The sequence below is a fragment of the Acinetobacter sp. AOR18_HL genome, assembly GCF_027855145.1.
Taxonomy (GTDB): Bacteria; Pseudomonadota; Gammaproteobacteria; order Pseudomonadales; family Moraxellaceae; genus Acinetobacter; species Acinetobacter pittii.
Genome location: NZ_JAKTIG010000029.1, coordinates 143,147 through 164,717, shown reverse-complemented (window position 1 = coordinate 164,717; position 21,571 = coordinate 143,147). Strand labels below are relative to the sequence as shown.

At 39.1% G+C, this 21,571-nt stretch carries 23 protein-coding genes; 17 read left to right on the top strand and 6 right to left on the bottom strand.

Annotated elements, in window-relative coordinates; translation table 11 throughout:
• Window positions 1-152: 152 nt before the first annotated feature.
• The 8 genes from dapD to MKL51_RS07860 all read left to right on the top strand — a co-directional run bounded on the left by dapD (window position 153) and on the right by MKL51_RS07860 (window position 5,249).
• Window positions 153-974 (top strand): 2,3,4,5-tetrahydropyridine-2,6-dicarboxylate N-succinyltransferase, encoded by an 822-nt coding sequence (dapD, locus tag MKL51_RS07895; RefSeq protein ID WP_002118664.1) that lies wholly within the window; start codon window positions 153-155, stop codon window positions 972-974.
• A gap of 98 nt (window positions 975-1,072) precedes the next feature.
• Window positions 1,073-1,783: a 7-carboxy-7-deazaguanine synthase QueE gene (gene queE / locus MKL51_RS07890; protein WP_002118723.1), complete on the top strand. Its 711-nt coding sequence runs from the start codon at window positions 1,073-1,075 to the stop codon at window positions 1,781-1,783.
• Between the two features lie 40 nt (window positions 1,784-1,823).
• On the top strand, window positions 1,824-2,492 hold the full coding sequence (gene queC, locus MKL51_RS07885) for a 7-cyano-7-deazaguanine synthase QueC (RefSeq protein ID WP_002118843.1): 669 nt from the start codon (window positions 1,824-1,826) through the stop codon (window positions 2,490-2,492).
• A 16-nt stretch (window positions 2,493-2,508) separates the two neighbouring features.
• Window positions 2,509-2,925 (top strand): hypothetical protein, encoded by a 417-nt coding sequence (locus tag MKL51_RS07880; RefSeq protein WP_002118993.1) that lies wholly within the window; start codon window positions 2,509-2,511, stop codon window positions 2,923-2,925.
• A gap of 96 nt (window positions 2,926-3,021) precedes the next feature.
• Window positions 3,022-3,708 (top strand): diphthine--ammonia ligase, encoded by a 687-nt coding sequence (locus MKL51_RS07875; protein ID WP_270904280.1) that lies wholly within the window; start codon window positions 3,022-3,024, stop codon window positions 3,706-3,708.
• 17 nt (window positions 3,709-3,725) lie between these two features.
• Window positions 3,726-4,187 (top strand): peroxiredoxin, encoded by a 462-nt coding sequence (locus MKL51_RS07870; protein WP_270904279.1) that lies wholly within the window; start codon window positions 3,726-3,728, stop codon window positions 4,185-4,187.
• A 118-nt stretch (window positions 4,188-4,305) separates the two neighbouring features.
• Entirely contained in the window at window positions 4,306-4,875 is a 570-nt protein-coding gene (locus MKL51_RS07865) for a CAP domain-containing protein (RefSeq protein WP_068529052.1), read from the top strand.
• 11 nt (window positions 4,876-4,886) lie between these two features.
• On the top strand, window positions 4,887-5,249 hold the full coding sequence (locus tag MKL51_RS07860; RefSeq protein WP_032004427.1) for a glyoxalase superfamily protein: 363 nt from the start codon (window positions 4,887-4,889) through the stop codon (window positions 5,247-5,249).
• Window positions 5,250-5,260: 11 nt separating this feature from the next.
• On the opposite strand, the gene MKL51_RS07855 is transcribed toward MKL51_RS07860, so the two are convergent.
• On the bottom strand, window positions 5,261-5,836 hold the full coding sequence (locus tag MKL51_RS07855; RefSeq protein WP_078221487.1) for a nicotinate-nicotinamide nucleotide adenylyltransferase: 576 nt from the start codon (window positions 5,834-5,836) through the stop codon (window positions 5,261-5,263).
• A 109-nt stretch (window positions 5,837-5,945) separates the two neighbouring features.
• Between MKL51_RS07855 and MKL51_RS07850 the strand changes: the two genes are divergently transcribed.
• The gene (locus tag MKL51_RS07850) at window positions 5,946-6,746 is read left to right on the top strand and encodes an enoyl-CoA hydratase-related protein (RefSeq protein WP_270904278.1); all 801 of its coding nucleotides are present in this window, start codon (window positions 5,946-5,948) and stop codon (window positions 6,744-6,746) included.
• On the opposite strand, the gene MKL51_RS07845 is transcribed toward MKL51_RS07850, so the two are convergent.
• From MKL51_RS07845 to purL, 5 genes are all read right to left on the bottom strand, one after another.
• Window positions 6,743-7,060, bottom strand: coding sequence for an NIF3 1 (locus tag MKL51_RS07845; protein ID WP_002118807.1), 318 nt, complete (start codon window positions 7,058-7,060; stop codon window positions 6,743-6,745). The two genes, MKL51_RS07850 and MKL51_RS07845, sit on opposite strands and share 4 nt — an antisense overlap.
• Window positions 7,061-7,128: 68 nt before the next feature.
• The gene (locus tag MKL51_RS07840; protein ID WP_002118600.1) at window positions 7,129-7,254 is read right to left on the bottom strand and encodes a KGW motif small protein; all 126 of its coding nucleotides are present in this window, start codon (window positions 7,252-7,254) and stop codon (window positions 7,129-7,131) included.
• Between the two features lie 200 nt (window positions 7,255-7,454).
• Entirely contained in the window at window positions 7,455-8,660 is a 1,206-nt protein-coding gene (locus MKL51_RS07835) for a multidrug effflux MFS transporter (protein WP_262728297.1), read from the bottom strand.
• A gap of 35 nt (window positions 8,661-8,695) precedes the next feature.
• Window positions 8,696-9,433, bottom strand: coding sequence for an abortive infection family protein (locus tag MKL51_RS07830; RefSeq protein WP_032006989.1), 738 nt, complete (start codon window positions 9,431-9,433; stop codon window positions 8,696-8,698).
• A 119-nt stretch (window positions 9,434-9,552) separates the two neighbouring features.
• Window positions 9,553-13,386 (bottom strand): phosphoribosylformylglycinamidine synthase, encoded by a 3,834-nt coding sequence (gene purL / locus MKL51_RS07825; RefSeq protein ID WP_270904277.1) that lies wholly within the window; start codon window positions 13,384-13,386, stop codon window positions 9,553-9,555.
• Between the two features lie 309 nt (window positions 13,387-13,695).
• Here purL and MKL51_RS07820 point away from each other — a divergent pair, with 309 nt between their 5' ends.
• The 8 genes from MKL51_RS07820 (at window position 13,696) to tolA (ending at window position 21,479) form a co-directional block, all read left to right on the top strand.
• On the top strand, window positions 13,696-15,036 hold the full coding sequence (locus MKL51_RS07820) for a deoxyguanosinetriphosphate triphosphohydrolase (protein ID WP_005067780.1): 1,341 nt from the start codon (window positions 13,696-13,698) through the stop codon (window positions 15,034-15,036).
• A 93-nt stretch (window positions 15,037-15,129) separates the two neighbouring features.
• Window positions 15,130-15,729, top strand: a complete 600-nt coding sequence (gene ruvA / locus MKL51_RS07815; protein ID WP_002118762.1) for a Holliday junction branch migration protein RuvA — start codon at window positions 15,130-15,132, stop codon at window positions 15,727-15,729.
• Window positions 15,730-15,736: 7 nt separating this feature from the next.
• Window positions 15,737-16,741, top strand: coding sequence for a Holliday junction branch migration DNA helicase RuvB (gene ruvB, locus MKL51_RS07810; RefSeq protein ID WP_032006985.1), 1,005 nt, complete (start codon window positions 15,737-15,739; stop codon window positions 16,739-16,741).
• 204 nt (window positions 16,742-16,945) lie between these two features.
• Window positions 16,946-18,280: a M20 family metallopeptidase gene (locus tag MKL51_RS07805; protein WP_017385824.1), complete on the top strand. Its 1,335-nt coding sequence runs from the start codon at window positions 16,946-16,948 to the stop codon at window positions 18,278-18,280.
• 212 nt (window positions 18,281-18,492) lie between these two features.
• Window positions 18,493-18,900: a tol-pal system-associated acyl-CoA thioesterase gene (gene ybgC / locus MKL51_RS07800; protein ID WP_004699892.1), complete on the top strand. Its 408-nt coding sequence runs from the start codon at window positions 18,493-18,495 to the stop codon at window positions 18,898-18,900.
• Between the two features lie 24 nt (window positions 18,901-18,924).
• Complete coding sequence (tolQ, locus tag MKL51_RS07795) at window positions 18,925-19,623, top strand: protein TolQ (RefSeq protein ID WP_016140259.1); 699 nt, start codon at window positions 18,925-18,927, stop codon at window positions 19,621-19,623.
• Window positions 19,623-20,075 carry a protein TolR gene (gene tolR / locus MKL51_RS07790; RefSeq protein WP_005067772.1) on the top strand — a complete coding sequence of 151 codons (453 nt, stop codon included), beginning with the start codon at window positions 19,623-19,625 and terminating at the stop codon, window positions 20,073-20,075. The genes tolQ and tolR overlap by 1 nt, the downstream gene beginning before the upstream one ends.
• A gap of 3 nt (window positions 20,076-20,078) precedes the next feature.
• Window positions 20,079-21,479 carry a cell envelope integrity protein TolA gene (gene tolA, locus MKL51_RS07785; protein WP_032006983.1) on the top strand — a complete coding sequence of 467 codons (1,401 nt, stop codon included), beginning with the start codon at window positions 20,079-20,081 and terminating at the stop codon, window positions 21,477-21,479.
• Window positions 21,480-21,571: the final 92 nt, after the last annotated feature.

Genomic DNA, 21,571 nt, shown 5'->3' with positions numbered 1-21,571 from the left:
CAAATCATTTTTGTGTAAAAAACACTTGATTATCTAATAAGCTTATTTTGATTTACCTCATTTATATCATCAATCAAACGTAACACGTTTTTTGAAAGATTCTTGTCACAAATTAGTGTAAAATCTTTAAAATTTTTTATGGAAGGAAGATCATGTCTCAGCTTTCTACGATCATTGAGCAAGCATTTGAAGACCGCGCAAATTTTACTGCAGCAGATTGTTCAAGCGAAATTCGCCAAGCTGTTGAAGAAGCAATTGCTGGTTTAGATAACGGTACACTTCGAGTTGCTGAAAAAATCAATGGTGAATGGGTTGTTCATCAATGGTTAAAAAAAGCTGTTTTATTATCATTTAAACTGAATGACAATAAACCAATCGAGTCATGTGATCTTCGTTTCTATGACAAAGTTGAAACTAAATTCTCTGGTTGGACTGAAGAGCAATTTAAAGCCGCAGGTGTTCGTGTTGTTCCTCCTGCTGTAGCACGTCGTGGTAGCTTCCAAGCTAAAAACGTGGTGTTAATGCCATCTTATGTCAACATTGGCGCTTATGTAGATGAAGGCACAATGGTTGATACATGGGCAACTGTAGGTTCATGTGCTCAAATCGGTAAAAATGTTCACTTATCTGGTGGTGTAGGTATTGGTGGTGTTTTAGAACCATTACAAGCTAACCCAACCATTATTGAAGACAACTGCTTTATCGGTGCGCGTTCAGAAATCGTTGAAGGCGTTATCGTTGAAGAAGGCTCAGTCATTTCAATGGGCGTTTTCATTGGTCAATCAACTAAAATTTATGACCGTGAAACAGGCGAAATCCATTATGGTCGTGTACCAGCAGGTTCAGTTGTAGTTTCAGGCAGCTTGCCATCTAAATGTGGTACTTACAGCTTATATGCTGCAATTATCGTGAAAAAAGTTGATGCGCAAACACGTTCAAAAACAAGCTTGAACGATTTGTTACGCGCTGACTAATTTGTTATAACTCTCTTGCGGAGCTTTAATCGCTCCTCATCTCTACGATCAAACTGATCGTAGAGATTTTATTTTTTATATAGTGTGGTATTTCTAGAATGGCTTCCTTACGTTCCTCTGCAATTCCTGTCTCAGACCCTGCGTCCGGTTTACGCATTACCGAGATTTTTTACTCGTTGCAGGGTGAAGCAAATGCCTCTGGCCTACCGACTGTATTTATTCGTCTAACAGGCTGTCCATTACGTTGTAGCTATTGCGATACCACCTATTCCTTTGAAGGTGGCGAACGTTTTTCACTTGAACATATCATTGAAACAGCTACACAATTTCAAACACCTTATATTTGTGTAACAGGTGGTGAACCTCTTGCTCAGCCAAACTGTTTGATTTTATTACAACGTTTATGTGAGGCAGGTTTTGACGTTTCTCTAGAAACCAGTGGCGCTCTTGATGTATCAAGAGTAGATCCCCGTGTTTCAAAAGTCCTCGATTTAAAGACTCCAACTTCTGGTGAAGAACATCGCAATCTCATCAGTAATCTTGACCATTTAACACCACGTGACCAAATCAAATTTGTGATTTGTAATCGTGAAGACTATGAATGGTCAAAGCAACAAGTTGAAAAATATCAACTGCAAACCAAAGTCAGTACCGTTTGGTTCTCCCCTGCCTTTGCGGTTGAAAAAGGTGCTGTAGGCCTGCCACGTCTAGCACGTGATCTGGCACAGTGGATACTTGATGATAAATTACCTGTTCGTTTCCAGCTTCAGTTACATAAACTGCTTTGGAACGATGAATCAGGTCGTTAATCACTCAATAAAGTAAATCATTCCGAATATGGAGAAAAATATGCGCTCTCGTGCCATTGTTTTACTTTCAGGCGGCTTAGACTCAACCACTTGCCTAGCTTGGGCACAAGCGCGCTATGAATGTATTGCTATTAGTTTTATGTATGGTCAACGCTCAACCACTGAACTTGATGCTGCAAAAGCATTAGCTCAGCGTTCAGGTGTTGAACATCGTGTAATTAATATTGATCTAGCAAATTTAGGTGGATCAGCACTTACAGATCACAACATTGCAGTACCAGAACAGTTACAAGAAGGTATTCCTGTAACTTATGTACCAGCGCGTAACACTATTTTCCTCTCGTATGCTCTAGCAGCAGCTGAAGTATTTAATGCTGAAGCTATTGTTATTGGTATCAATGCTGTTGATTATTCAGGATATCCTGATTGTCGCCCTGAATTTATTGATGCTTTTGCGAATATGGCCCGTTTAGCAACTAAAGCTGGCGTAGAAGGAAAACCACTTAAATTTGAAACACCCCTGTTACATTTATCCAAAGCGAATATCATACGTTTAGGGATTGAACATGGCGTAGACTATAGTCAAACGGTATCTTGCTATCAAGCAGATGCTCAAGGACGTGCGTGTGGTAAATGTGACAGTTGCCGTTTGCGTAAAGAAGGCTTTATCGATGCTGGTGTTACTGATCCAACACGCTATATACCGTAATAAGTAGGTAAAATTTATGAAGTTGTTAAAATCAAATCTTATTCTTTCATCTTTATTCTCAGCAGCTGCACTTATGGCTGGTTCAGTTCAAGCAGCTGAAAACCCAGTTCAAGCGGCATATAAAAGCACTAACGTTAAAGGTGCATTAGTTAACGTTTGTAAAGAACAAACTGCTAAAGGCGGCAAGTTAAGTTCATCTGAAGTTAGTAAATTCTGTAGCTGCCAAGTTGAAGCACAAGGTAAAGTGACTGAAGCACAAAAATGGGAAATCCAAAGCGCAATCAATGCGAAGAAAAGCCCAAGTTCTCTAGGATTTGTACAACAACAAAACCGTGATCTTAAAGCATGTTTCGGTCCTCAGTTAACAACTAAGCTTGAAAAGTTAACTGAAGATGCAATGAAGGCAGCTCAACAACAAGCTCCTAAAAAATAAGATTTTAATGTTCCAAATTAAGCCTGCATTTATGCAGGCTTTTTTATAGCTCTGTTAAAATAACAGCACTTTTGACCAATTCATTTGATGTAAGCAATGCAAGAACAATGGAAAACTAATGCTAACCATAAAAAGTCTATTGTCTCATTTAGTGGAGGCAAAGATAGTTCTCTAGCACTCTACCATGCAATGCAGACAGGCGAAGTGATTGGATTGATCGTAATGCTAGAAGAACAAGGCCAACGTTCTCGCTCACATGCCATGCCTCTTAATATTATTCAAGCGCAAGCTAAAGCAATCGGCTTGCCCGTGTTTATGGCTTCATCAAGTTGGAATGACTATGAAGTAAAGTTTATTGAATTACTCAATCAAGCAAAGCAACAAGGAGCCGAGGTACTGGTTTCAGGTGACCTTGATATGCCTGAACACGGCTGTTGGCATGATAGAGTAACGCAACAAGTAGGTCTTCAATTAGGAATGCCTCTTTGGCTACGTCCGCATCGTGAAGTTGTTGAAGAATTTATTCAACTTGGATTCCAGAGTGTAGTGGTGACCGTAAACCTTACACTCGGAATGAAGGTAGAAGATTTAGGAAAAACTTTAACTTTAGAATATATCCAAGAGCTTGAGAACCGTGGCATTGATCCATGTGGTGAGGGCGGTGAATTTCATACGACTGTGATTGATGGACCAATTTTTAACAAAGCAATCCCTGTAAGAAAACTCAATATTGTTTATCATGAGGAATACGCTTTTTTACCACTTGAATTAGATCAAATTTAACTTTTAAAGGATAAGAAATGTCTGAGAATATTCAATTGCCAAATCAGGTGTTCCCTACTACACACGGCGAAGTGAACTTGAACGAAGTCGAAAATGAATGGCTAATCATTTACTTCTATCCTAAAGATTCAACACCAGGATGTACAACACAAGCAGTGGGTTTTTCTTGTTTGAAAGACCAGTTTGATGCTTTAGGTGCCCGTATTTTCGGTATTTCACGTGACTCGGTAAAAGCCCATCAAAATTTTACAGAGAAGCAAGCACTTACTATTGATCTGATCAGTGATAAAGAAGAAATTCTTTGTAATCACTTTGATGTGATTAAAGAAAAGAATATGTATGGTAAAAAAGTAATGGGTATTGAACGTTCTACTTTTATTTTCCATAACAAAACTTTAGTTAAAAGCTATCGCAAAGTTAAAGCAGCTGGGCATGCAGAGCAAGTTCTAGAAGACTTAAAAGCTCTACAAACAGCTTAATAAACTTAAGAAACAAAAAGCGGGCATGATGCTCGTTTTTTGTATATGAACAAATTACTTACTCCTTTACTTTGGCGTATGATAAAGACATTAGAATAATTCACGCTAAGGTATTTACATGGGTCTGCTCAAAGTTTGTAATTTACTGTCTAGTGGTCTTGTTATTTCTGCATGCTCCGTTAGTTCATCCAGTATGCCGCCCTCAATTACACCATCTACCACGCAAGTTGAAACTCCACCTATAAAAATAAGTTGCCAAGATTTACAAAACCCTGCCTATCAACAAACCGTACTTAAAATAATTAATCAAATTCGCCAGCAATCACGCCAATGTGGACAACAACATTTCGCTGCAACCAGACCATTAAGTTGGAGTAATAATTTATATAAAGGTGCACTTTCTCATAGTGAAGATATGGCAACACACAACTTTCTTGGACATGTTGGCTCCACGGGACTAGATTTAAAATCACGTTTGAAAATTTATAATACACTCGGTAAAGCCAATGGTGAAAATGTCGCGAGTGGACAGAAAACATTAGATGAAGTGATGTCTAGATGGCTGTCGAGTCCCCTACATTGTAGTAACCTAATGAACCCTAAATTTACAACCTATGCAATTGCTTGTGCTTCTGATCAATCTGTAAAACAAAAGAGCTATTGGACTCAACAATTTGGTACACGTTAAAAGGAAAAAAGATGCAATCAGGTTCGATCACCCCTATTTTAAGAATTTTTGATGTCGAATTAGCTCAATCATTTTATCTTGAGTTCTTAGATTTTCAGCTTGATTGGCAACACCAATTTGAAGACAACTTTCCATTATATTTACAAATTTCTAAAGATGATTGCGTTATTCATTTATCTGAGCATTTTGGAGATGCGAGTCCTCATAGCGCGATCCGTATTTATTGGGAACATATTTATGAGTTGCATAGTGAACTAAGCAAAAAAGATTATAAATTTTCTAAGCCTCAGGTTGAAAAAACAGATTGGGAGACACTTGAACTCAGTATCACTGATCCTTTTTCCAACCGAATTATCTTTTGGGCAGATGCTTAATCGATATACATTTATTCAAAATCATCGAGATTAGAACGATCATCTTCTTCAAAACGTTGTTGCAATTGTTGATAAATACGTGTTTTTTTAAACTCATCTAAAAATTGAATAGTTCCTACAGGGAAAAATTCGGTTTGGATTTCACCACGATAATAAGCTTCACGCATTGGCGTTGCCGAGATAGAGTCTTTTAAACTATCAAGCTCAACCATAATCCACTCAGGAAATAGTCGTAAATAATATGAAGACTCGTCCTTAAAGTGTCCAATCAAACCAACTTTTGAGTTCGGTTCAATTACGCCATTTACTAAAGATTTGACTTGTTTTACCCATTTTTCGTCATTATAAACATCTACTACATGTACAAAACGAATGCGTTTTTGCTCTTCTAACGAGAAATTTGACAAGATCATTTGCTCGCGCTCTACTGCTAAGAACGGATTTTTAATATTACGTTCCATTTGAGCAGAACCTAATGCCAAAACGACATAGTGGCTTTGTTGTAAGGCAATTTCAATTGTCTGCATATGAGCTAAATGAAATGGTTGAAAACGCCCTATAAAAACGAGATAGTCAAATTTATACATAATTAGATTTTCACTTTTTATGAACTCACCAGTTAACCGCATTACAAAAAATATGCGCCATAATGAGAACCTAAAAATTAACAACGTGGTTTAAAGCAAGGATAGTACGATGACACTTAGCTGTATTCAACAACCTCATCAACATTTACACGCAAATTTAGAAGGTGGCGTACTCACCTTAGCCATAAATCGCCCAGAAGCAAAAAATGCACTGTATGGCGAACTTTACTTATGGATTGCCAAAGCACTTGATGAAGCTGACCAAGACAAAGATGTACGAGTAATCATTCTACGTGGTGTAGAGCAAGACTTTACCGCTGGTAATGACATGAAAGATTTTATGGGTTTTGTACAAAATCCTAATCTAGGTCCAGCAGGTCAAGTTCCTCCGTTTGTACTCCTTAAATCTGCTGCTAGATTATCAAAGCCGCTTATTATTGCAGTAAAAGGTGTGGCAATTGGTATTGGTGTTACGATTTTATTACACGCAGATTTAGTTTTTGCTGACAACACTGCCCTTTTCCAAATTCCATTTGTAAGTCTTGGCCTTTCTCCAGAAGGCGGTGCAAGCCAACTATTGGTTAAACAAGCGGGTTATCACAAAGCAGCTGAACTTCTATTTACTGCGAAAAAATTTAATGCAGAAACCGCAGTACAAGCAAGCTTAGTTAATGAAGTTGTTGAAGATGCTTATGCATCTGCTCAGGCAACCGCTCAACATTTAGCAGCTTTGCCACTTGCCTCATTAAAACAAACCAAAGCATTGATGAAACATGATTTAGATCAAATTATTGAATGTATTGATCATGAAGCTGAAATCTTTATGCAACGCGTTCAATCTCCAGAAATGCTAGAAGCTGTAGAAGCATTTATGCAGAAACGTAAACCAGATTTTTCGCAGTTTAATTAAAAATCAATTTCTATGATTTGAATAAACTCAAAGGCAGGCTCTTCATAAGGATGGCTTGCCTTTAATGCTTTTGCTACAGCCTTTGCATTTGCTTCAATTACAATTGTTTCAACGCGCCACTCATCAACTTGTTCAAGTTCACCCAGCTCTCCGATATAAGGATCTGCACCTTTGACTGGTTTAAATTGCCCTATTCCTTTCACTTGCCATGCGCAGTGTTCGTAATTACCGATACCCCCCGCACCAGCAGAAAAAATAGCTTGTTTAGTCGACTCAAGATGTGAATCAGGCACGTAATAAATCAGCTTTAACATAAGTAGAATGACTCAAAACTAGTAAACTTGCTTTAAATCATACCGTTAAAAAAGCTTCTAAATCAAAGTCAGCTCATCATTACCAAATAATTTGCTCCAATAAAGAGGATTTGAATGGCAAGCGCCAAGCCAAACAAGCGCCAGCCCTTATCTTTGGTATACATTGTTCTTATGTGATACTTATTTTTCATCATTTTGATCTCCGATTTTTATCGTTGTTACAGAGAAAGCAAAAATTGATCCAATTTTGAACAAACTATAAAGTGTTAAATAGCCGAATGTCTATAGGCTTATAATTTTTCTAAAATGCTTAAAAGAGCTACACTCATTTATATGTAGCTCTTATTCTGAACAAAATTTTAAATTTCAGTGTGCTAGCTGCATCTTTATAATTTTAAGCATTCGATTTCTTTAAATATCTGTTCTCATATATTGTCATCATAAATGCTAACCCACATAAAATGACGAAGCCGCCAGTCATTGGTATTAATGTACCGTCATATAATTGCCCAATAATAGAGGCTAGAATAAGTGACAAAACAGAAGATGCTGCACCAATAATGGCCGATGCCATACCAGCAACATGTCCCATCGGTTCCATTGCAATTGCGTTTAAATTTCCAAATAAAGTTCCAAATAATAAAAATAAAATGCAGGCATAAAGCATAAACATCCAGAATGAAACAGCCACACCTAAAAGTTGAATTCCTAAGAAAACTAAAGAAATTAAGCACAAACCTAGAAAGCCATAAATACAGATTGGACGCATACCAAACTTCATAACAATTTTAGAATTTGTAAATGAAGCGATTCCCATCACACCAGCAAGCACAGCAAAATAAGCGCTAAACTCTTGCCCTGTTTTACCAAACTGTTGCATAAAAATTTGCTGAGAAGTACCCAAATAACCAATGAATCCACCAAAGCAAAAACCTGCACATAGCAAATAACTCATGGTGGTTTTATTACTTACAACTTCTTTAAAACCTTCCCGAAATGCTTGTAGACGCATAGGTAAACGATTTTCTGGAAGCAACGTCTCTTCCAAACGTAAAGCCACCCATGCCCCCACAACTGTGGCATAGGCCATATATAAAACAAAGATCTCACGCCAACCAAAGAAATGGATAATGAGCTGTCCCAAACTTGGTGCAATTGCTGGGGCAACCATAAACACCATCATAATTAAAGACATGATGCGGGCCATTTGAGCCCCACTGTATTTATCCCTAACAATTGAAATAGAAGCCACGTAAGGACCTGATACGCCAACCCCTTGAATAAAACGTCCAACTAAAAACCATTCAAAACTTTGTGTGGTAAAACACAACAAACTTCCCAGAAAGTAAATAACAATTCCTGTGAATAAAATACGTTTACGGCCAATCGCATCGGATAGAGGGCCAGCAATCAGTTGACCAATCGTCATACCGGAAAAAATACCAATAATGACCCACTGTGTCTGATTATTATTTTTTAAGTCAAAAACTCGTCCGATTTCGCCCAAAGCAGGTAAGACTGCATCTATTGAAAAAGAAACAATAGACATGAGCAATGCCATTAGTAATGCAAATTCATGGAAATGGATTTTTGATTTCATTTTTCTTCTCTCAATTTTTTATATTAAATGAAAAATTATCTTCCTTTCTGAAACTCCCAAGTTGAAAATAAAAATACAGCCATCGTACCAGCTAAATTAACTGCAAGTTCAGCATGTCTTGAAGCTGGTCTAAAGTTTATTTTACCTTGACCATGAGCATCACTTATTCGATTTCGCAGAGCCCCCAACCCTTCAATAACAGAAGTACAACCACCTAAAATTTGTTTAAATACCGATTGAGTATGGTCAGAAGGTGCTATGTTGAGTTGTTTAGCTGTTAATCTATATAAATGGTTCAAATCAGGTGTAGTTCCATAATCCACATTTTTATCATCAAGGATATATTTACAAGTTGATTCTAAAAGTGTACGAGCAATTGTAATAGCACCTTCAGGATCATCTTGACGACGCTCCAGTGCTTTTTGCCATGTCAAATGAATATATTGCGAATCAATATTTTGGATAGCTGCTTTAATTACAGTATCAGATGGTGAAATATTAATTTTTTCTAACTTCTCAAATAATGGTTGAAATGATTTCCAAATAAAATCTCTCCTCTCAGCATAAGTTCCATATTCAAATTTAATAAACTGCCAAAATTGACTTAAATTTCTACAAGTTACTAAATATCTTGGGACTAATGAACTATCAAACCCATTAGATAAAATTTGATGCCTTAACTTCTGATACTCAATGTCATTTTCACTCCCGCCTGTAGCATGTGAAATCAATAAATTTTGTAATGTTTCTAACGTTATGAGTAAATTATCCATTTTCCAATTATTAGAATTAAAAGTTAATCATACTGAAAAATTTCTCTCTTTTAATAGTTAAATACGACTAAATACACATTAAAAAGCCCCTTTCGGGGCTCTTTAAGTAATAAATTTTATTAACCAATAAACTTACGTGCGTTACGGAACATACGTAACCATGCACCATCTTCAGTCCATTCTTCTGGACTCCAAGAGTGTTGAATTGCACGGAAAGTACGCTCTGGGTGTGGCATCATGATCGTTGCACGACCATCTTTAGATGTTACACCAGTAATCGCTTCCGGCGAACCATTCGGGTTCAATGGATAATGTTGAGTCGGGTTACCATGGCTGTCAACATAACGCAAAGCAACTTGATTCGCTGCATTCAAGCCTGCAATATCAGCTTCACTCGCAACTGCACGACCTTCACCGTGTGCTACAGCAATCGGTAAAATCGAACCTTCCATTCCATTAAGCAATACAGAAACAGATTTTTCAACACGAACGTTTACACTACGAGCTTCAAAAACTTCTGACATATTGCGGTGGAAACGTGGCCAATGTTCAGCACCTGGAATAAGTGGCGCTAATTGTGACAACATTTGGCAACCATTACAGATACCTAAGCTAAACGTGTCTTCACGATGGAAGAATTGTTCAAACTGATCACGTAATTTCGCATTGAACAATACAGATTTTGCCCAGCCACCACCAGCACCCATTACGTCACCGTAAGAGAAACCACCACAAGTCACTAAACCTTCAAAATCACTTAGGCTAACGCGACCAGCAAGTAAATCACTCATGTGCACGTCAACGGTATTGAAACCAACCTTATCAAAGGCTGCTGCCATTTCAATATGACCATTTACACCTTGCTCACGCAAGATCGCCATATTTGGGCGACGTGTATTAATGAACGGTGCTTCAATAGGTTCATTCAAGTCAAATGTTGGTTTAGCAATTAAGCCTTGATGTGATTTATCTGCAATTAAAGCAAATTCTTGGTCAGCAGTTTCAACGTTATCACGTAAACGTTGGATCTGATGAGATACTTCAGACCAAGCTTGTTGCAATTCTGCACGCTCTAGAGTCAAACCGTTTACAGATAATTGATCTGTGTTGTTTACACGACCAACTACAGCAATTGCATCTTTTAAGCTAGAAGCAGCAACTTCTGCTTGTAAAGCTTCCCAATCAGCTGCTTTGATTTGAACAACTGCACCAATTTCTTCAGCAAACAAACTTGCTGGAGTTTGATCTTCTAATGCAACACCTAAACGTGCAGCAAACATCATTTCAGCAACAGTTGCGAGTAAACCACCATCACCAATGTCGTGATAAGCTTGAATCAAGCCACGGTTGTTCCAATCTTGAATTAAAGCAAAGAACGCTTTGAAATCATCAAAACTATCAACGTCTGGAGTGATTGAACCGATTGCTTTATATACTTGCGCAAGAATCGAACCACCTAAACGGAACTGGCCTTTAGATAAATCAATACGTACAAGTACTGAATCTTCTAAATTCTTAAGTTCAGGTGTTAAAGTTTTACGAACATCCATTACTGGAGCAAATGCGGTAATTACACCAGTCATTGGAGACGTTACAGCTTTATCTTCGCCGTTGTCATTCCAAGTGGTACGCATTGAAAGTGAGTCTTTACCTACAGGAATCGCAATTCCTAAAGCTGGACACATTTCCATACCAATCGCTTTTACACCTTCGAACAACGCTTGGTCTTCACCTTTTTGACCAGCAGCAGCCATCCAGTTTGCAGAAAGTTTGATATCGCTAATTTGTTCAATGTTTGCACATGCAATATTAGTAATTGCTTCAGCAACTGCCAAACGAGCAGACGCTGCTGGATTTAACAATGCAACTGGTGGACGTTCACCCATAGCCATTGCTTCACCAGTGAAGCCTTGTAAGCTTGTAGTCGTCACTGCCGCATCTGCAACAGGAATCTGCCAACGACCAACCATTTGGTCACGCGCAACCATACCAGTAATTGAGCGGTCACCAATGGTGATTAAGAATGATTTAGAAGCAACTGTAGGATTTTTCAATACACGGAAAATCGCATCTTTCAAATCAACTTTTGAAGCGTCAAACTCGTTACCTTTACGCTCAATTGTTTCATAAGAACGTTGCATACGCGGTGTACCACCAAGCATTACTTGCATTGGGATATCAACTGCATTGTTTTGGAACAATGGATCTTCAACAGTTAAATGACGTGCTTCTGTTGCTTCACCTAACACGGCAAATGGACAACGTTCACGAGCACAGATTGCTTCGAACTGTTCTAAAGACTCTGGACGAATTGCAAGAACATAACGCTCTTGTGCTTCGTTTGACCAGATTTCCATTGGGCTCATGCCCGGTTCTAATGAAGGAATCTTACGAAGGTTAAGAACTGCACCCAACTCATGGTCATTCACAAGTTCAGGCATAGCATTTGATAGACCACCCGCACCAACGTCATGTACAGAAACGATTGGGTTGAAGTCTTCTAAGCGCCAGCATGTATCGATTACTTCTTGGCAACGGCGTTCCATTTCTGGATTTTCACGTTGTACAGAAGCGAAATCAAGGCTTTCACCCATTGTACCGCTATCTACAGAAGATGCTGCACCACCACCAAGACCGATTAACATTGCAGGGCCACCCAATACAATGAGCAAGTCACCAGGTTGAATCGCATCTTTTTCTACATGGTCAGGACGAATGTTACCGTAACCACCAGCGATCATGATTGGCTTATGGAAGCCCTTCACTTCACCATTTACATTTTGTTCGAAAGTACGGAAATAACCATTTAATGCAGGACGACCGAATTCGTTGTTAAATGCCGCGCCACCTAATGGACCTTCAATCATGATTTGTAATGGCGATGCCATACGTGAAGGTTTACCGTAGTTTTCTTCCCAAGGTTGTTCAAAACCAGGAATATTTAAGTTAGAAACTGTAAAGCCTGTTAAACCAGCTTTTGGTTTACCACCACGACCAGTTGCACCTTCATCACGGATTTCACCGCCTGAACCAGTTGCAGCACCAGCAAATGGAGAAATTGCTGTTGGGTGGTTATGAGTTTCAACCTTCATTAAAATATGAGCTGCTTGGCTCTTATATTTATAAACAAAGTGACCATTTTCATCCGCTTTTGGATAAAAACGCATCGTGTCATAACCCACAATTACTGAAGCATTATCTTTGTATGCAGATAAAACATCAGTTGGTGATTCTTTGTAAGTGTTTTTAATCATTTGGAACAATGATAATGGTTGTTTTTCACCATCAATTGTCCATTCAGAACCGAAGATTTTATGACGACAGTGTTCAGAGTTCGCCTGTGCAAACATCATCAATTCGATATCATTTGGATTACGACCAAGCTTACCGAATGCTTCTGTTAAATAATCAATTTCTTGTTCAGATAACGCAAAACCGAACTCATTGTTCGCTTTAACCAAAGCTTCTTTGCCTTGACCCAAGATATCAATTGAATTTAATGGTTTTGGAGCTGTTTCTGAAAATAATACTTTTGCATCTTCAATTTGAGCAAAAACTGTTTCTGTCATACGGTCGTGAAGTACTTGTTTAACTTCATTCGTAATTTCAGTAACGCCTTTTAACGTGAATAAAAGACCACGTTCTAAACGGTGTACTGGCGTATTACAGTTTTTGAAAATATCAGTTGCTTTAGAAGACCAAGGTGAAATAGTACCCACACGTGGTGTAACTAAAATCTGAATCTCATCACTTGCAGATTGACGAAGTTCAAAAGACTCACCGTCATTCAATAATTGCAAAGCAGATTGATGTTGCTGCTCGTTGAGCGCTTGATCAAACAAATAGACCCATTGGCTGTCAAAAGATTGAACAGAACTAATTGACGATAAACGTGTTAATAGTTGAGCTTTCTTAAAAGAAGAATGTGCTGCTGCACCGGCCACGATAAACATGTTGATTTTGGCTCCACGGGCAGGTCTTGTGAACCTTACCGCAATGTGACTTTAGAGAGAGCGCATATTCTACTGCTTCTTGGTAAAATCAGCTAGATGTAGAATCAGTATTCTGTAACCTAATTCTGCAAGAAGTGATTTGTTTTTTGTTCAAAATCATTTTTTTAGTCATTCCTGCTAAAAATAAATTGTTGCATGTTTATTCAATAACATAATAAAACCCGAACTAAGACAAACTATGTCGCACCAAGCTAGTGCTTTTAAGTTTTTTTTGGCATGATCAGGTTTTATAGTTTTGAATAATGATAAATGGAACAAATGCGTTGGTTAGAACTGCTGTCTGCAGTTCGTTTAGGTAGCAAAAAAAGTAGTACAGAACTGGCTCGTAGCCCATTCCATAAAGATTATGACCGCATTATATTTTCTCAAAGTTTTCGTCAGTTAAACCGTAAGACGCAAGTTCACCCTCTAGCACAGCATGATGGCATTCATACCCGCTTAACTCACTCCCTTGAGGTTTCCTGCATTGGTCGCTCAATGGGCATGCTTGCCGCAGAAAAAATAAAAGACGAATTACCCGTTTGGATTTCACCTGCCGATGTCGGGGCAATTATTCAGGCAGCTTGTCTGGCCCACGATATAGGTAATCCCCCTTTCGGACATGCGGGTGAATACGCAATTCGCGAATGGTTCGATGATGCTTCACATGATGATTTTTTAAAGAAACTAAGTCCCGAAGAAGAAGCCGATGTACGTCAGTTTGAAGGTAATGCTCAAGGATTACGTTTATTAAGTCGCATTGACTATCATCCAAATGATGGCGGTATGCGTTTAACTTATGCAACTTTAGGTGCTTATCTAAAATATCCATGGCTTTCAAAAACAATTGCTTCGCAGGGTGACCGCCCTTCCCATCAAAGAGCAAAGTTTGGTTGTTATCAGTCTGAAAAAGAAATTTTAAAACAGATTGCTGAACAGCTCGGGCTGATTCAACTCGGTGAATATCATTATTGCCGTCATCCACTCACCTACCTGCTAGAAGCTGCTGATGACATTTGCTATGCATTAATTGATTTAGAAGATGGCATTGTCTTGAATATGCTGAGTTACCAAGAAGTTGAACCAATATTCCTAAATCTTATTGCCGACTATGGTCAACCTGAAGAGTTATCTCATCCAAACAGTACATGGCAACAAAAGATCTCAGCATTACGCGGCCGCGTTATGAAACGTCTTGTTGATGAAGTCACTACGGCTTTTGCCAAAAATCACTACGAAATCATTACAGGTCAGCTTAAAGGCAATCTTTTGCAATATTGTTCGCCAGATATTGCAATTGGTATCGAAACTGCCAAAAATCTGGCACGTGATAAAATTTTTGAGCACCCGCAGAAGTCTGGTTTAGAAATTATTGCGCACCAAAGTTTACAAACGATTTTAGATGCATTTGTACCACTCACAACTCCGCATAAATCTTTAAGCTTTAAAGAACAACGTTTAATGTCTATCCTTAATCTATATGGTGCTAACTTTAGCAATAATCACTACAGCAATATCATGCAAGTCCTCGATATTATCAGTAAGTTCTCAGATCATCAGGCTTATAGCTTGGCGCAAGAGCTACAAGGCAATAAAATAGGTTTGTTTTAAGCTGGCTTGATATAGAAAGAAATAAAACTAGTGTCGTTTTCAATTCATTTTAGAACGACCAGATTTACAGTTATGAATAAGTGAAATTACGCTATGATCGGATGTTTAATTGGCGAAGTGTTTGCCCTAGAAGCCCCTACTGTCTTACTAAATGTGAACGGTGTGGGTTATGAAATTGATACGCCACTTTCAACATTTTGCCAATTACAAAAAGGCCAGAAAGTTACGTTATGGACGCATTTGGTTGTTCGTGAAGATGCTCAACAACTCTACGGTTTTAGTGATGCTCAAGAGAAAACAATTTTCCGCACCTTATTAAAAGTAAACGGTGTCGGTCCGAAAATGGCATTGGGTATTTTATCGACGCTAAGTGTTGAGTTATTGGTTCACACCATTGAACATGATGATATTAATACGCTGGTCAAAGTTCCAGGGGTTGGCAAAAAAACAGCTGAACGTTTAATGATTGAACTCCGTGACCGTTTCAAAACATTGGCTCAAGGCACTTCAACTGTGGCGACCATGCCTCAAATTCAATTTGCTGCAAACTCTCCTGTTGCAGAAGCAGAAGCTGCTTTGCAATCTTTAGGTTATAAGCCACTTGAAGCACAAAAAGCTGTTGCTGCGGTTAAAGCCGATTACACAGAATCAGCCGATATTATTCGCGCTGCTCTCAAATCCATGATGAAGTAAAACACTTATGCAAGACCGTCTAATCAGTGGAATAGAAAAACCTGAAGATCATTTTGATCGGGCTATTCGCCCAACTTCTCTTGCCGACTATATTGGGCAACCAGTCGTACGCGAGCAAATGGAAATTTTCATTGGCGCTGCTCGTGGTCGTGGTGAAGCTCTCGACCACACACTGATTTTTGGTCCGCCCGGCTTAGGTAAAACCACACTAGCTAATATTATTGCACGTGAAATGGGTGGCAACCTCAAATCGACTTCAGGGCCTGTCTTGGAACGTGCAGGCGATTTAGCGGCAATGCTGACTAACCTTGAAGAAGGCGATGTTTTATTTATTGATGAAATTCATCGTCTTTCACCGGTGATTGAAGAAATTCTGTATCCAGCGATGGAAGATTACCAACTCGACATCATGATTGGTGAAGGCCCTGCTGCTCGTTCAATTAAACTCGATTTACCCCCTTTTACACTCGTCGCTGCGACCACACGTGCGGGCTTACTGACCTCACCATTACGTGACCGCTTCGGTATTGTGCAACGTCTTGAGTTTTACTCTGTAGAAGACTTGACTCACATTGTGTCGCGCTCTGCAAACTTAATGGATGTACCCATTACAGTTGAAGGCGCAGAAGAAGTAGCACGCCGATCACGCGGAACACCTCGTATCGCCAACCGTTTATTACGACGTGTTCGTGACTATGCCCAAGTGAAAGGCACAGGCGAAGTGACCCATGAAATGGCACAGCGTGCGCTTGATATGCTCAATGTTGATAAAGCTGGCCTAGATACCCTAGACCGACGTTATTTGAGCATGTTACTCGAGCGTTTTGATGGTGGCCCTGCTGGAGTTGAAGCGCTTGCAGCAGCGATGGCTGAAGACAGCGGTACGCTTGAAGACGTGATTGAACCTTATTTAATTCAACAAGGTTATGTCATGCGTACTGCACGAGGTCGGATTGCAACCAACCAATCTTATTTACAGTTTGGAATGACACCACCCGAGCCTAAAAACTAATCAAAGGAAGAGAATTTTCTCTTCCTTTTTTAATTTAATCTCTCTATCCAATTAAAATAATAATTGTCTTATCAATAAATTAGTCACTCTATACCTTTTAAGTCTTTCTTTATACCTTATTGATTTTTTAATATTTTTAAAAACTGAATTATAAGAAATCTAGATAGCAAATCTTATGAACAATAATATTTTTAGGATAAGGATATGTACAAAAAAGCCGCTTTGATTTTTCCACTCGCTTTAATGAGCCAGCTGAGCCTAGCAGATTGGGTAAAAGATGCTGCACAACAAAATGAAAATCAGGTAATTCAATTAAGACAACATATTCATGAGCATCCTGAACTTGGCAATATGGAATTTAAAACATCTGCACTAGTTCAAAAAGAATTAAAGTCCTATGGCATTCAAGTCAAAACAGGTTATGCGAAAACAGGCGTTATTGGTATTTTAAAAGGGAATAAACCCGGCCCTATTATTGCACTTAGAGCCGATATGGATGCACTACCTATGGAAGAAAAAAGTGGTGTTCCCTTTGCGAGTAAACAAAAAGCAATTTATCAAGGTAAAGAAACTTATGTGATGCATGCCTGTGGACATGATGCACACACAGCAATGTTATTAGGTGCAGCAAAAATTCTGGCTGCGAATAAAGATAAAATATCGGGTACCGTTGTCTTTGTTTTTCAACCCGCTGAAGAAGGGGGAGCAGATATAGACAACTTTACGCAAGGTGATCAAATCGGCTCAAGAAAAATGATCACAGATGGCGCATTTAGAGATTATAAACCCGAGGCTATTTTTGGAATGCATGTCATATCTGGTATGCAAAGTGGGCACCTTTATTATAAAGATGGTGCCATTTTAAATAGTGCAGATCACTTGCGTATTCAGGTCAACGGCAAGCAGGTTCACGGCTCAACCCCTTGGTTAGGTAGAGATCCGATTTATGCATCGGCACAAATGATTAATAATTTACAGAGCCTTATTAGTCGAAGAACTGATCTCACCCAAGGCATGGGCGTTGTCAGCATCGGTAACATTCAAGGGGGTACGGCAGGAAATGTGATTCCTGAACAGGTCAATATGATCGGTACTATTCGTTCTAATAACGAACAGATACGGGCAAATATCTTAAAAAGTTTACCTGCCATGATAGAGCATAACGCTCAAGCCAATGACGTGACCGCCAAAGTTGAAATTGCTCCTTACGCTCCAGTAACCATGAACGACAAAGCGCTCACTCAATTTATTCAGCCAACCCTGGCCAAAGTTGTTGGCGATTCAAAACTCCATGTTTTAGATCATAATGCAAGCGCAAGTGAAGATTTTGCCTATTATGGCAAGTTAATGCCATCATTCTTTGTTTTCTTGGGTGCAACACCAGAAAATCAGGACTTAACTCAGGCGGCACCAAATCATAGCCCTTATTTTATTGTAGATAACAAGGCTTTAAAAACTGGGACCGAGCTACATGTAAGATTCGTATTAGATTATCCGAATATATCAAAACAAGTTCAAACTTCATGGAAGCCCTCTTAACTTAAAAAGCTTGCTAGCCATAAGATATAGCGTTTTTAGATTAGAAATACAGCAACCGCAATTGAAAGGTTGTGCCATAGGACTTAGTATGCAATCTGCTAAACTGCCCCGTATTTAAAAGCAGATGTATGGCTGTTGAATAGAGCTGATGTTTTATTCAAAGCCATATTTTAAATATAAAGCTCTATAGTGAACTAAAACGGAATACTCTCATGGCGAATCATTTTGAATTCAACATTCGTGTTTATATTGAAGATACGGACGCAGGTGGTATTGTTTACCATGCCAACCATATTCGCTATATGGAACGTACCCGTACTGAATGGCTCCGTGCTTCTGGCGTTGATCATTACTGGCATCAAAAAGACTACAACTTTGTCGTACACAAAATTGACGTAAAATACATGCGTCCTATTTTAATGGATGATTTAATTACTGTTACAGCACGTGTAGTTTCATGTAAAGCTGCGTCATTTGTGTTGCAACAAAATATTTATCGTGGTGAAATCTTGCTTGCTTCTGGCGAGGTTGAGTTGGCATGTTTAAGTAAAGAACTTGTAGCTCGTCGTCTTCCAGAAGAAATACGTGATCTTATTCGTAAAGAATTGGAACAAGACTAAAAAAACAACCGGCATATGTAACCTATGGCAACAAACATTGAATCAACCCTGCATATTTCTGACCTTATTTTACAAGCAAGTCCAGTCGTTCAGTTGGTCATGCTAATTTTATTGTTAGCATCGATCTTTAGTTGGTATCTGATTGCCAAGTTACATATGAGTTATAAAAAAGCACATCAAGACGATGAACATTTCCAAAAAATGTTCTGGTCTGGTGCTGAACTCAATACACTTTATAACAATGCCCAACTCAACTCAAAGCGCTCTGGGCTTGAAGATATTTTTTATCAAGGGTTGAGCGAATTTTTTAAACTCAAAAAGCGTCAGGCTCCTGTTTCACAAACAATAGAAGGCACTGAACGTATTTTGCGTGTAGGTTTGAGTCGTGATCAGAGCCATTTAGAATACGGCTTAGGTACTTTAGCAAGTATCGGTTCTGTAGCACCGTACATCGGTCTATTCGGTACTGTTTGGGGTATTATGAATGCCTTTATCGGTTTAGCTGCGGTCGATCAGGTAACTCTAGCAACTGTTGCACCGGGTATTGCCGAAGCACTTATTGCAACTGCAATTGGTTTGTTTGCCGCAATTCCTGCTGTATTAGCTTTTAACCACTTCACTGCTAAAAGTGAAAGTGTTTATTCTGATCGCGCTTTATTTGCTGAAGAGATGATTGCTTTATTGCAACGTCAATCTGTGGGTTCATCACAGGAAGATGCATAATGGCAATTCAGCGTTCAGGGCGCTTTGAGCGCATAAAAAAACCATTAAAAAGTGATATGAACGTCGTACCTTATATTGACGTTATGCTCGTGCTTTTGGTTATTTTTATGGTAACTGCCCCTATGATTACCAGTGGTATCAAGGTCGATTTACCTCAAGCAAATAACCATCCAATTGAATCAAAAGATATGCCAGCCATGGTAACAATTGGCAAAGATGGCAATATTTATCTTCAGTATGAAGATTACAAAGATAATGAACCATTATCTCGTGAAAAGCTTGAAGAAGTTTTAAGCGATGCTCAAAAACAAGCTGAACAAGAAAATAAACAACTCACAGTTTTAGTCAATGGTGATAAGTCTCGTCCTTATGGAGAAGTCGTATCATTGATGGCGAGTTTACAAGAAGCAGGTTTAACTCAAGTTGGCCTTCTGACAGAGCCTTTAAAATAAGCTATGAACAAAAATCAAAAGCCGCCCTTTAAACAAAATGCGATTGCATTGAGCTTTACACTCGGAGTTCATGCAATTGCCATTGTTGGCTTGCTTTTTTTAGGCTTGAGTAAACCACCTGAACAGCCAAAAAAGCTTACAACTATTTTAGTTAAGCCAGAAGATTTGCCTCCTCCTTTAGCAAAAGAAGTTGAACAAGAGACTACAGCTACCAATGAAGCAAAAGAGGTATTAGCCCCTGTTGTGGATGAAACGCTTCCTCAAAATCTTCCGACTACGCCTCCTCCTCCAACAGCTCAACAACTTGCTGCCCAACAGCAAAAGGCCGAACAGGCACAACAAGCTAAGTTAGCTGAGCAAAAACGTAAAGCTGAAGAAGCTGCAAAAATGAAACAAGCAGCGGAACAGCAACGTAAAGAGGAAATACAAAAACAGCAGGCTAAAGCTAAAGCAAAATCAGAAGCCGAACAAAAGCGTAAGGCCGAACAAACGGCAAAAGCTCAAGCAGATGCCAAAGCTAAGCAAGAGCAAAGTGAAGCTCGTAAAGCTGCTGAAGACGCTAAACGTAAAGCTGAGGCTGATGCAAAATTAAAACGTGAAGCTCAAAAGGCCGAAAATGCTAAGCTTCAAGCACAACAAGAAGCTAAGCGAAAAGCTGAAGCAGATGCTAAAGCCAAGCAACAAAAAGCTGCCGATGACGCTAAACGCAAAGCTGAAGCTGCTGCTAAAGCCAAACAGCAAAAAGCTGCAGATGATGCTAAACGTAAAGCTGAAGCAGATGCTAAAGCTAAGCAACAAAAAGCTGAGGAAGCTAAACGCAAAGCTGAGGCCGATGCAAAAGCTAAGCAACAAAAAGCCAATGACGAGGCTAAACGTAAAGCTGATGCCGATGCAAAAGCTAAACAGCAAAAGGCTGCTGACGATGCTAAACGTAAAGCTGAGGCCGATGCGAAAGCCAAACAGCAAAAGGCTGCTGACGATGCTAAACGCAAAGCTGAGGCTGATGCTAAAGCCAAGCAAAAAGCTGCTGACGATGCTAAGCGTAAAGCTGAAGCAGAGGCCGAAGCCAAAGCTGCATCTGCTCAAAAAGCACAAGAAGAAGCAGCTCAAAAGAAAGCTGAAGCTAAAAAAGTTGCTTCTTCAGCTAGACGCGATTTTGAACAAAAAATTCGACGCTCTTGGGACGTTCCAACTGGCAGTAGTGGTAAAACAGTTGGTGTTCGCTTCACTCTCTCCGATTCGGGAAGCGTTAACTCTATTGTGATCACGCGTTCAAGTGGTGATGATGCCTTAGACGCAAGTATTAAAGCTGCAATTCAAGCCGCAGCACCATATCCTATGCCATCAGATCCAGATGCAAGACGTGAAGCAAGAAGTGTCAGCTCTACATTTAGAGCGCAATAATTTTGAAAGAGTTACATGCTTTAAATAGTTTAAGGCATGTAACTATGCTACAAAATCAACAGTCACAAAAATACCTGCTATGACTTTAAACT

Bases quoted from the DNA above. Each gene is read 5' to 3' on its own strand.
- dapD (WP_002118664.1), top strand. From the start codon at position 153: ATGTCTCAGCTTTCTACGATCATTGAGCAAGCATTTGAAGACCGCGCA.
- queE (WP_002118723.1), top strand. From the start codon at position 1,073: ATGGCTTCCTTACGTTCCTCTGCAATTCCTGTCTCAGACCCTGCGTCC.
- queC (WP_002118843.1), top strand. From the start codon at position 1,824: ATGCGCTCTCGTGCCATTGTTTTACTTTCAGGCGGCTTAGACTCAACC.
- MKL51_RS07880 (WP_002118993.1), top strand. From the start codon at position 2,509: ATGAAGTTGTTAAAATCAAATCTTATTCTTTCATCTTTATTCTCAGCA.
- MKL51_RS07875 (WP_270904280.1), top strand. From the start codon at position 3,022: ATGCAAGAACAATGGAAAACTAATGCTAACCATAAAAAGTCTATTGTC.
- MKL51_RS07870 (WP_270904279.1), top strand. From the start codon at position 3,726: ATGTCTGAGAATATTCAATTGCCAAATCAGGTGTTCCCTACTACACAC.
- MKL51_RS07865 (WP_068529052.1), top strand. From the start codon at position 4,306: ATGGGTCTGCTCAAAGTTTGTAATTTACTGTCTAGTGGTCTTGTTATT.
- MKL51_RS07860 (WP_032004427.1), top strand. From the start codon at position 4,887: ATGCAATCAGGTTCGATCACCCCTATTTTAAGAATTTTTGATGTCGAA.
- MKL51_RS07855 (WP_078221487.1), bottom strand. From the start codon at position 5,836: ATGTATAAATTTGACTATCTCGTTTTTATAGGGCGTTTTCAACCATTT.
- MKL51_RS07850 (WP_270904278.1), top strand. From the start codon at position 5,946: ATGACACTTAGCTGTATTCAACAACCTCATCAACATTTACACGCAAAT.
- MKL51_RS07845 (WP_002118807.1), bottom strand. From the start codon at position 7,060: ATGTTAAAGCTGATTTATTACGTGCCTGATTCACATCTTGAGTCGACT.
- MKL51_RS07840 (WP_002118600.1), bottom strand. From the start codon at position 7,254: ATGATGAAAAATAAGTATCACATAAGAACAATGTATACCAAAGATAAG.
- MKL51_RS07835 (WP_262728297.1), bottom strand. From the start codon at position 8,660: ATGAAATCAAAAATCCATTTCCATGAATTTGCATTACTAATGGCATTG.
- MKL51_RS07830 (WP_032006989.1), bottom strand. From the start codon at position 9,433: ATGGATAATTTACTCATAACGTTAGAAACATTACAAAATTTATTGATT.
- purL (WP_270904277.1), bottom strand. From the start codon at position 13,386: ATGTTTATCGTGGCCGGTGCAGCAGCACATTCTTCTTTTAAGAAAGCT.
- MKL51_RS07820 (WP_005067780.1), top strand. From the start codon at position 13,696: ATGGAACAAATGCGTTGGTTAGAACTGCTGTCTGCAGTTCGTTTAGGT.
- ruvA (WP_002118762.1), top strand. From the start codon at position 15,130: ATGATCGGATGTTTAATTGGCGAAGTGTTTGCCCTAGAAGCCCCTACT.
- ruvB (WP_032006985.1), top strand. From the start codon at position 15,737: ATGCAAGACCGTCTAATCAGTGGAATAGAAAAACCTGAAGATCATTTT.
- MKL51_RS07805 (WP_017385824.1), top strand. From the start codon at position 16,946: ATGTACAAAAAAGCCGCTTTGATTTTTCCACTCGCTTTAATGAGCCAG.
- ybgC (WP_004699892.1), top strand. From the start codon at position 18,493: ATGGCGAATCATTTTGAATTCAACATTCGTGTTTATATTGAAGATACG.
- tolQ (WP_016140259.1), top strand. From the start codon at position 18,925: ATGGCAACAAACATTGAATCAACCCTGCATATTTCTGACCTTATTTTA.
- tolR (WP_005067772.1), top strand. From the start codon at position 19,623: ATGGCAATTCAGCGTTCAGGGCGCTTTGAGCGCATAAAAAAACCATTA.
- tolA (WP_032006983.1), top strand. From the start codon at position 20,079: ATGAACAAAAATCAAAAGCCGCCCTTTAAACAAAATGCGATTGCATTG.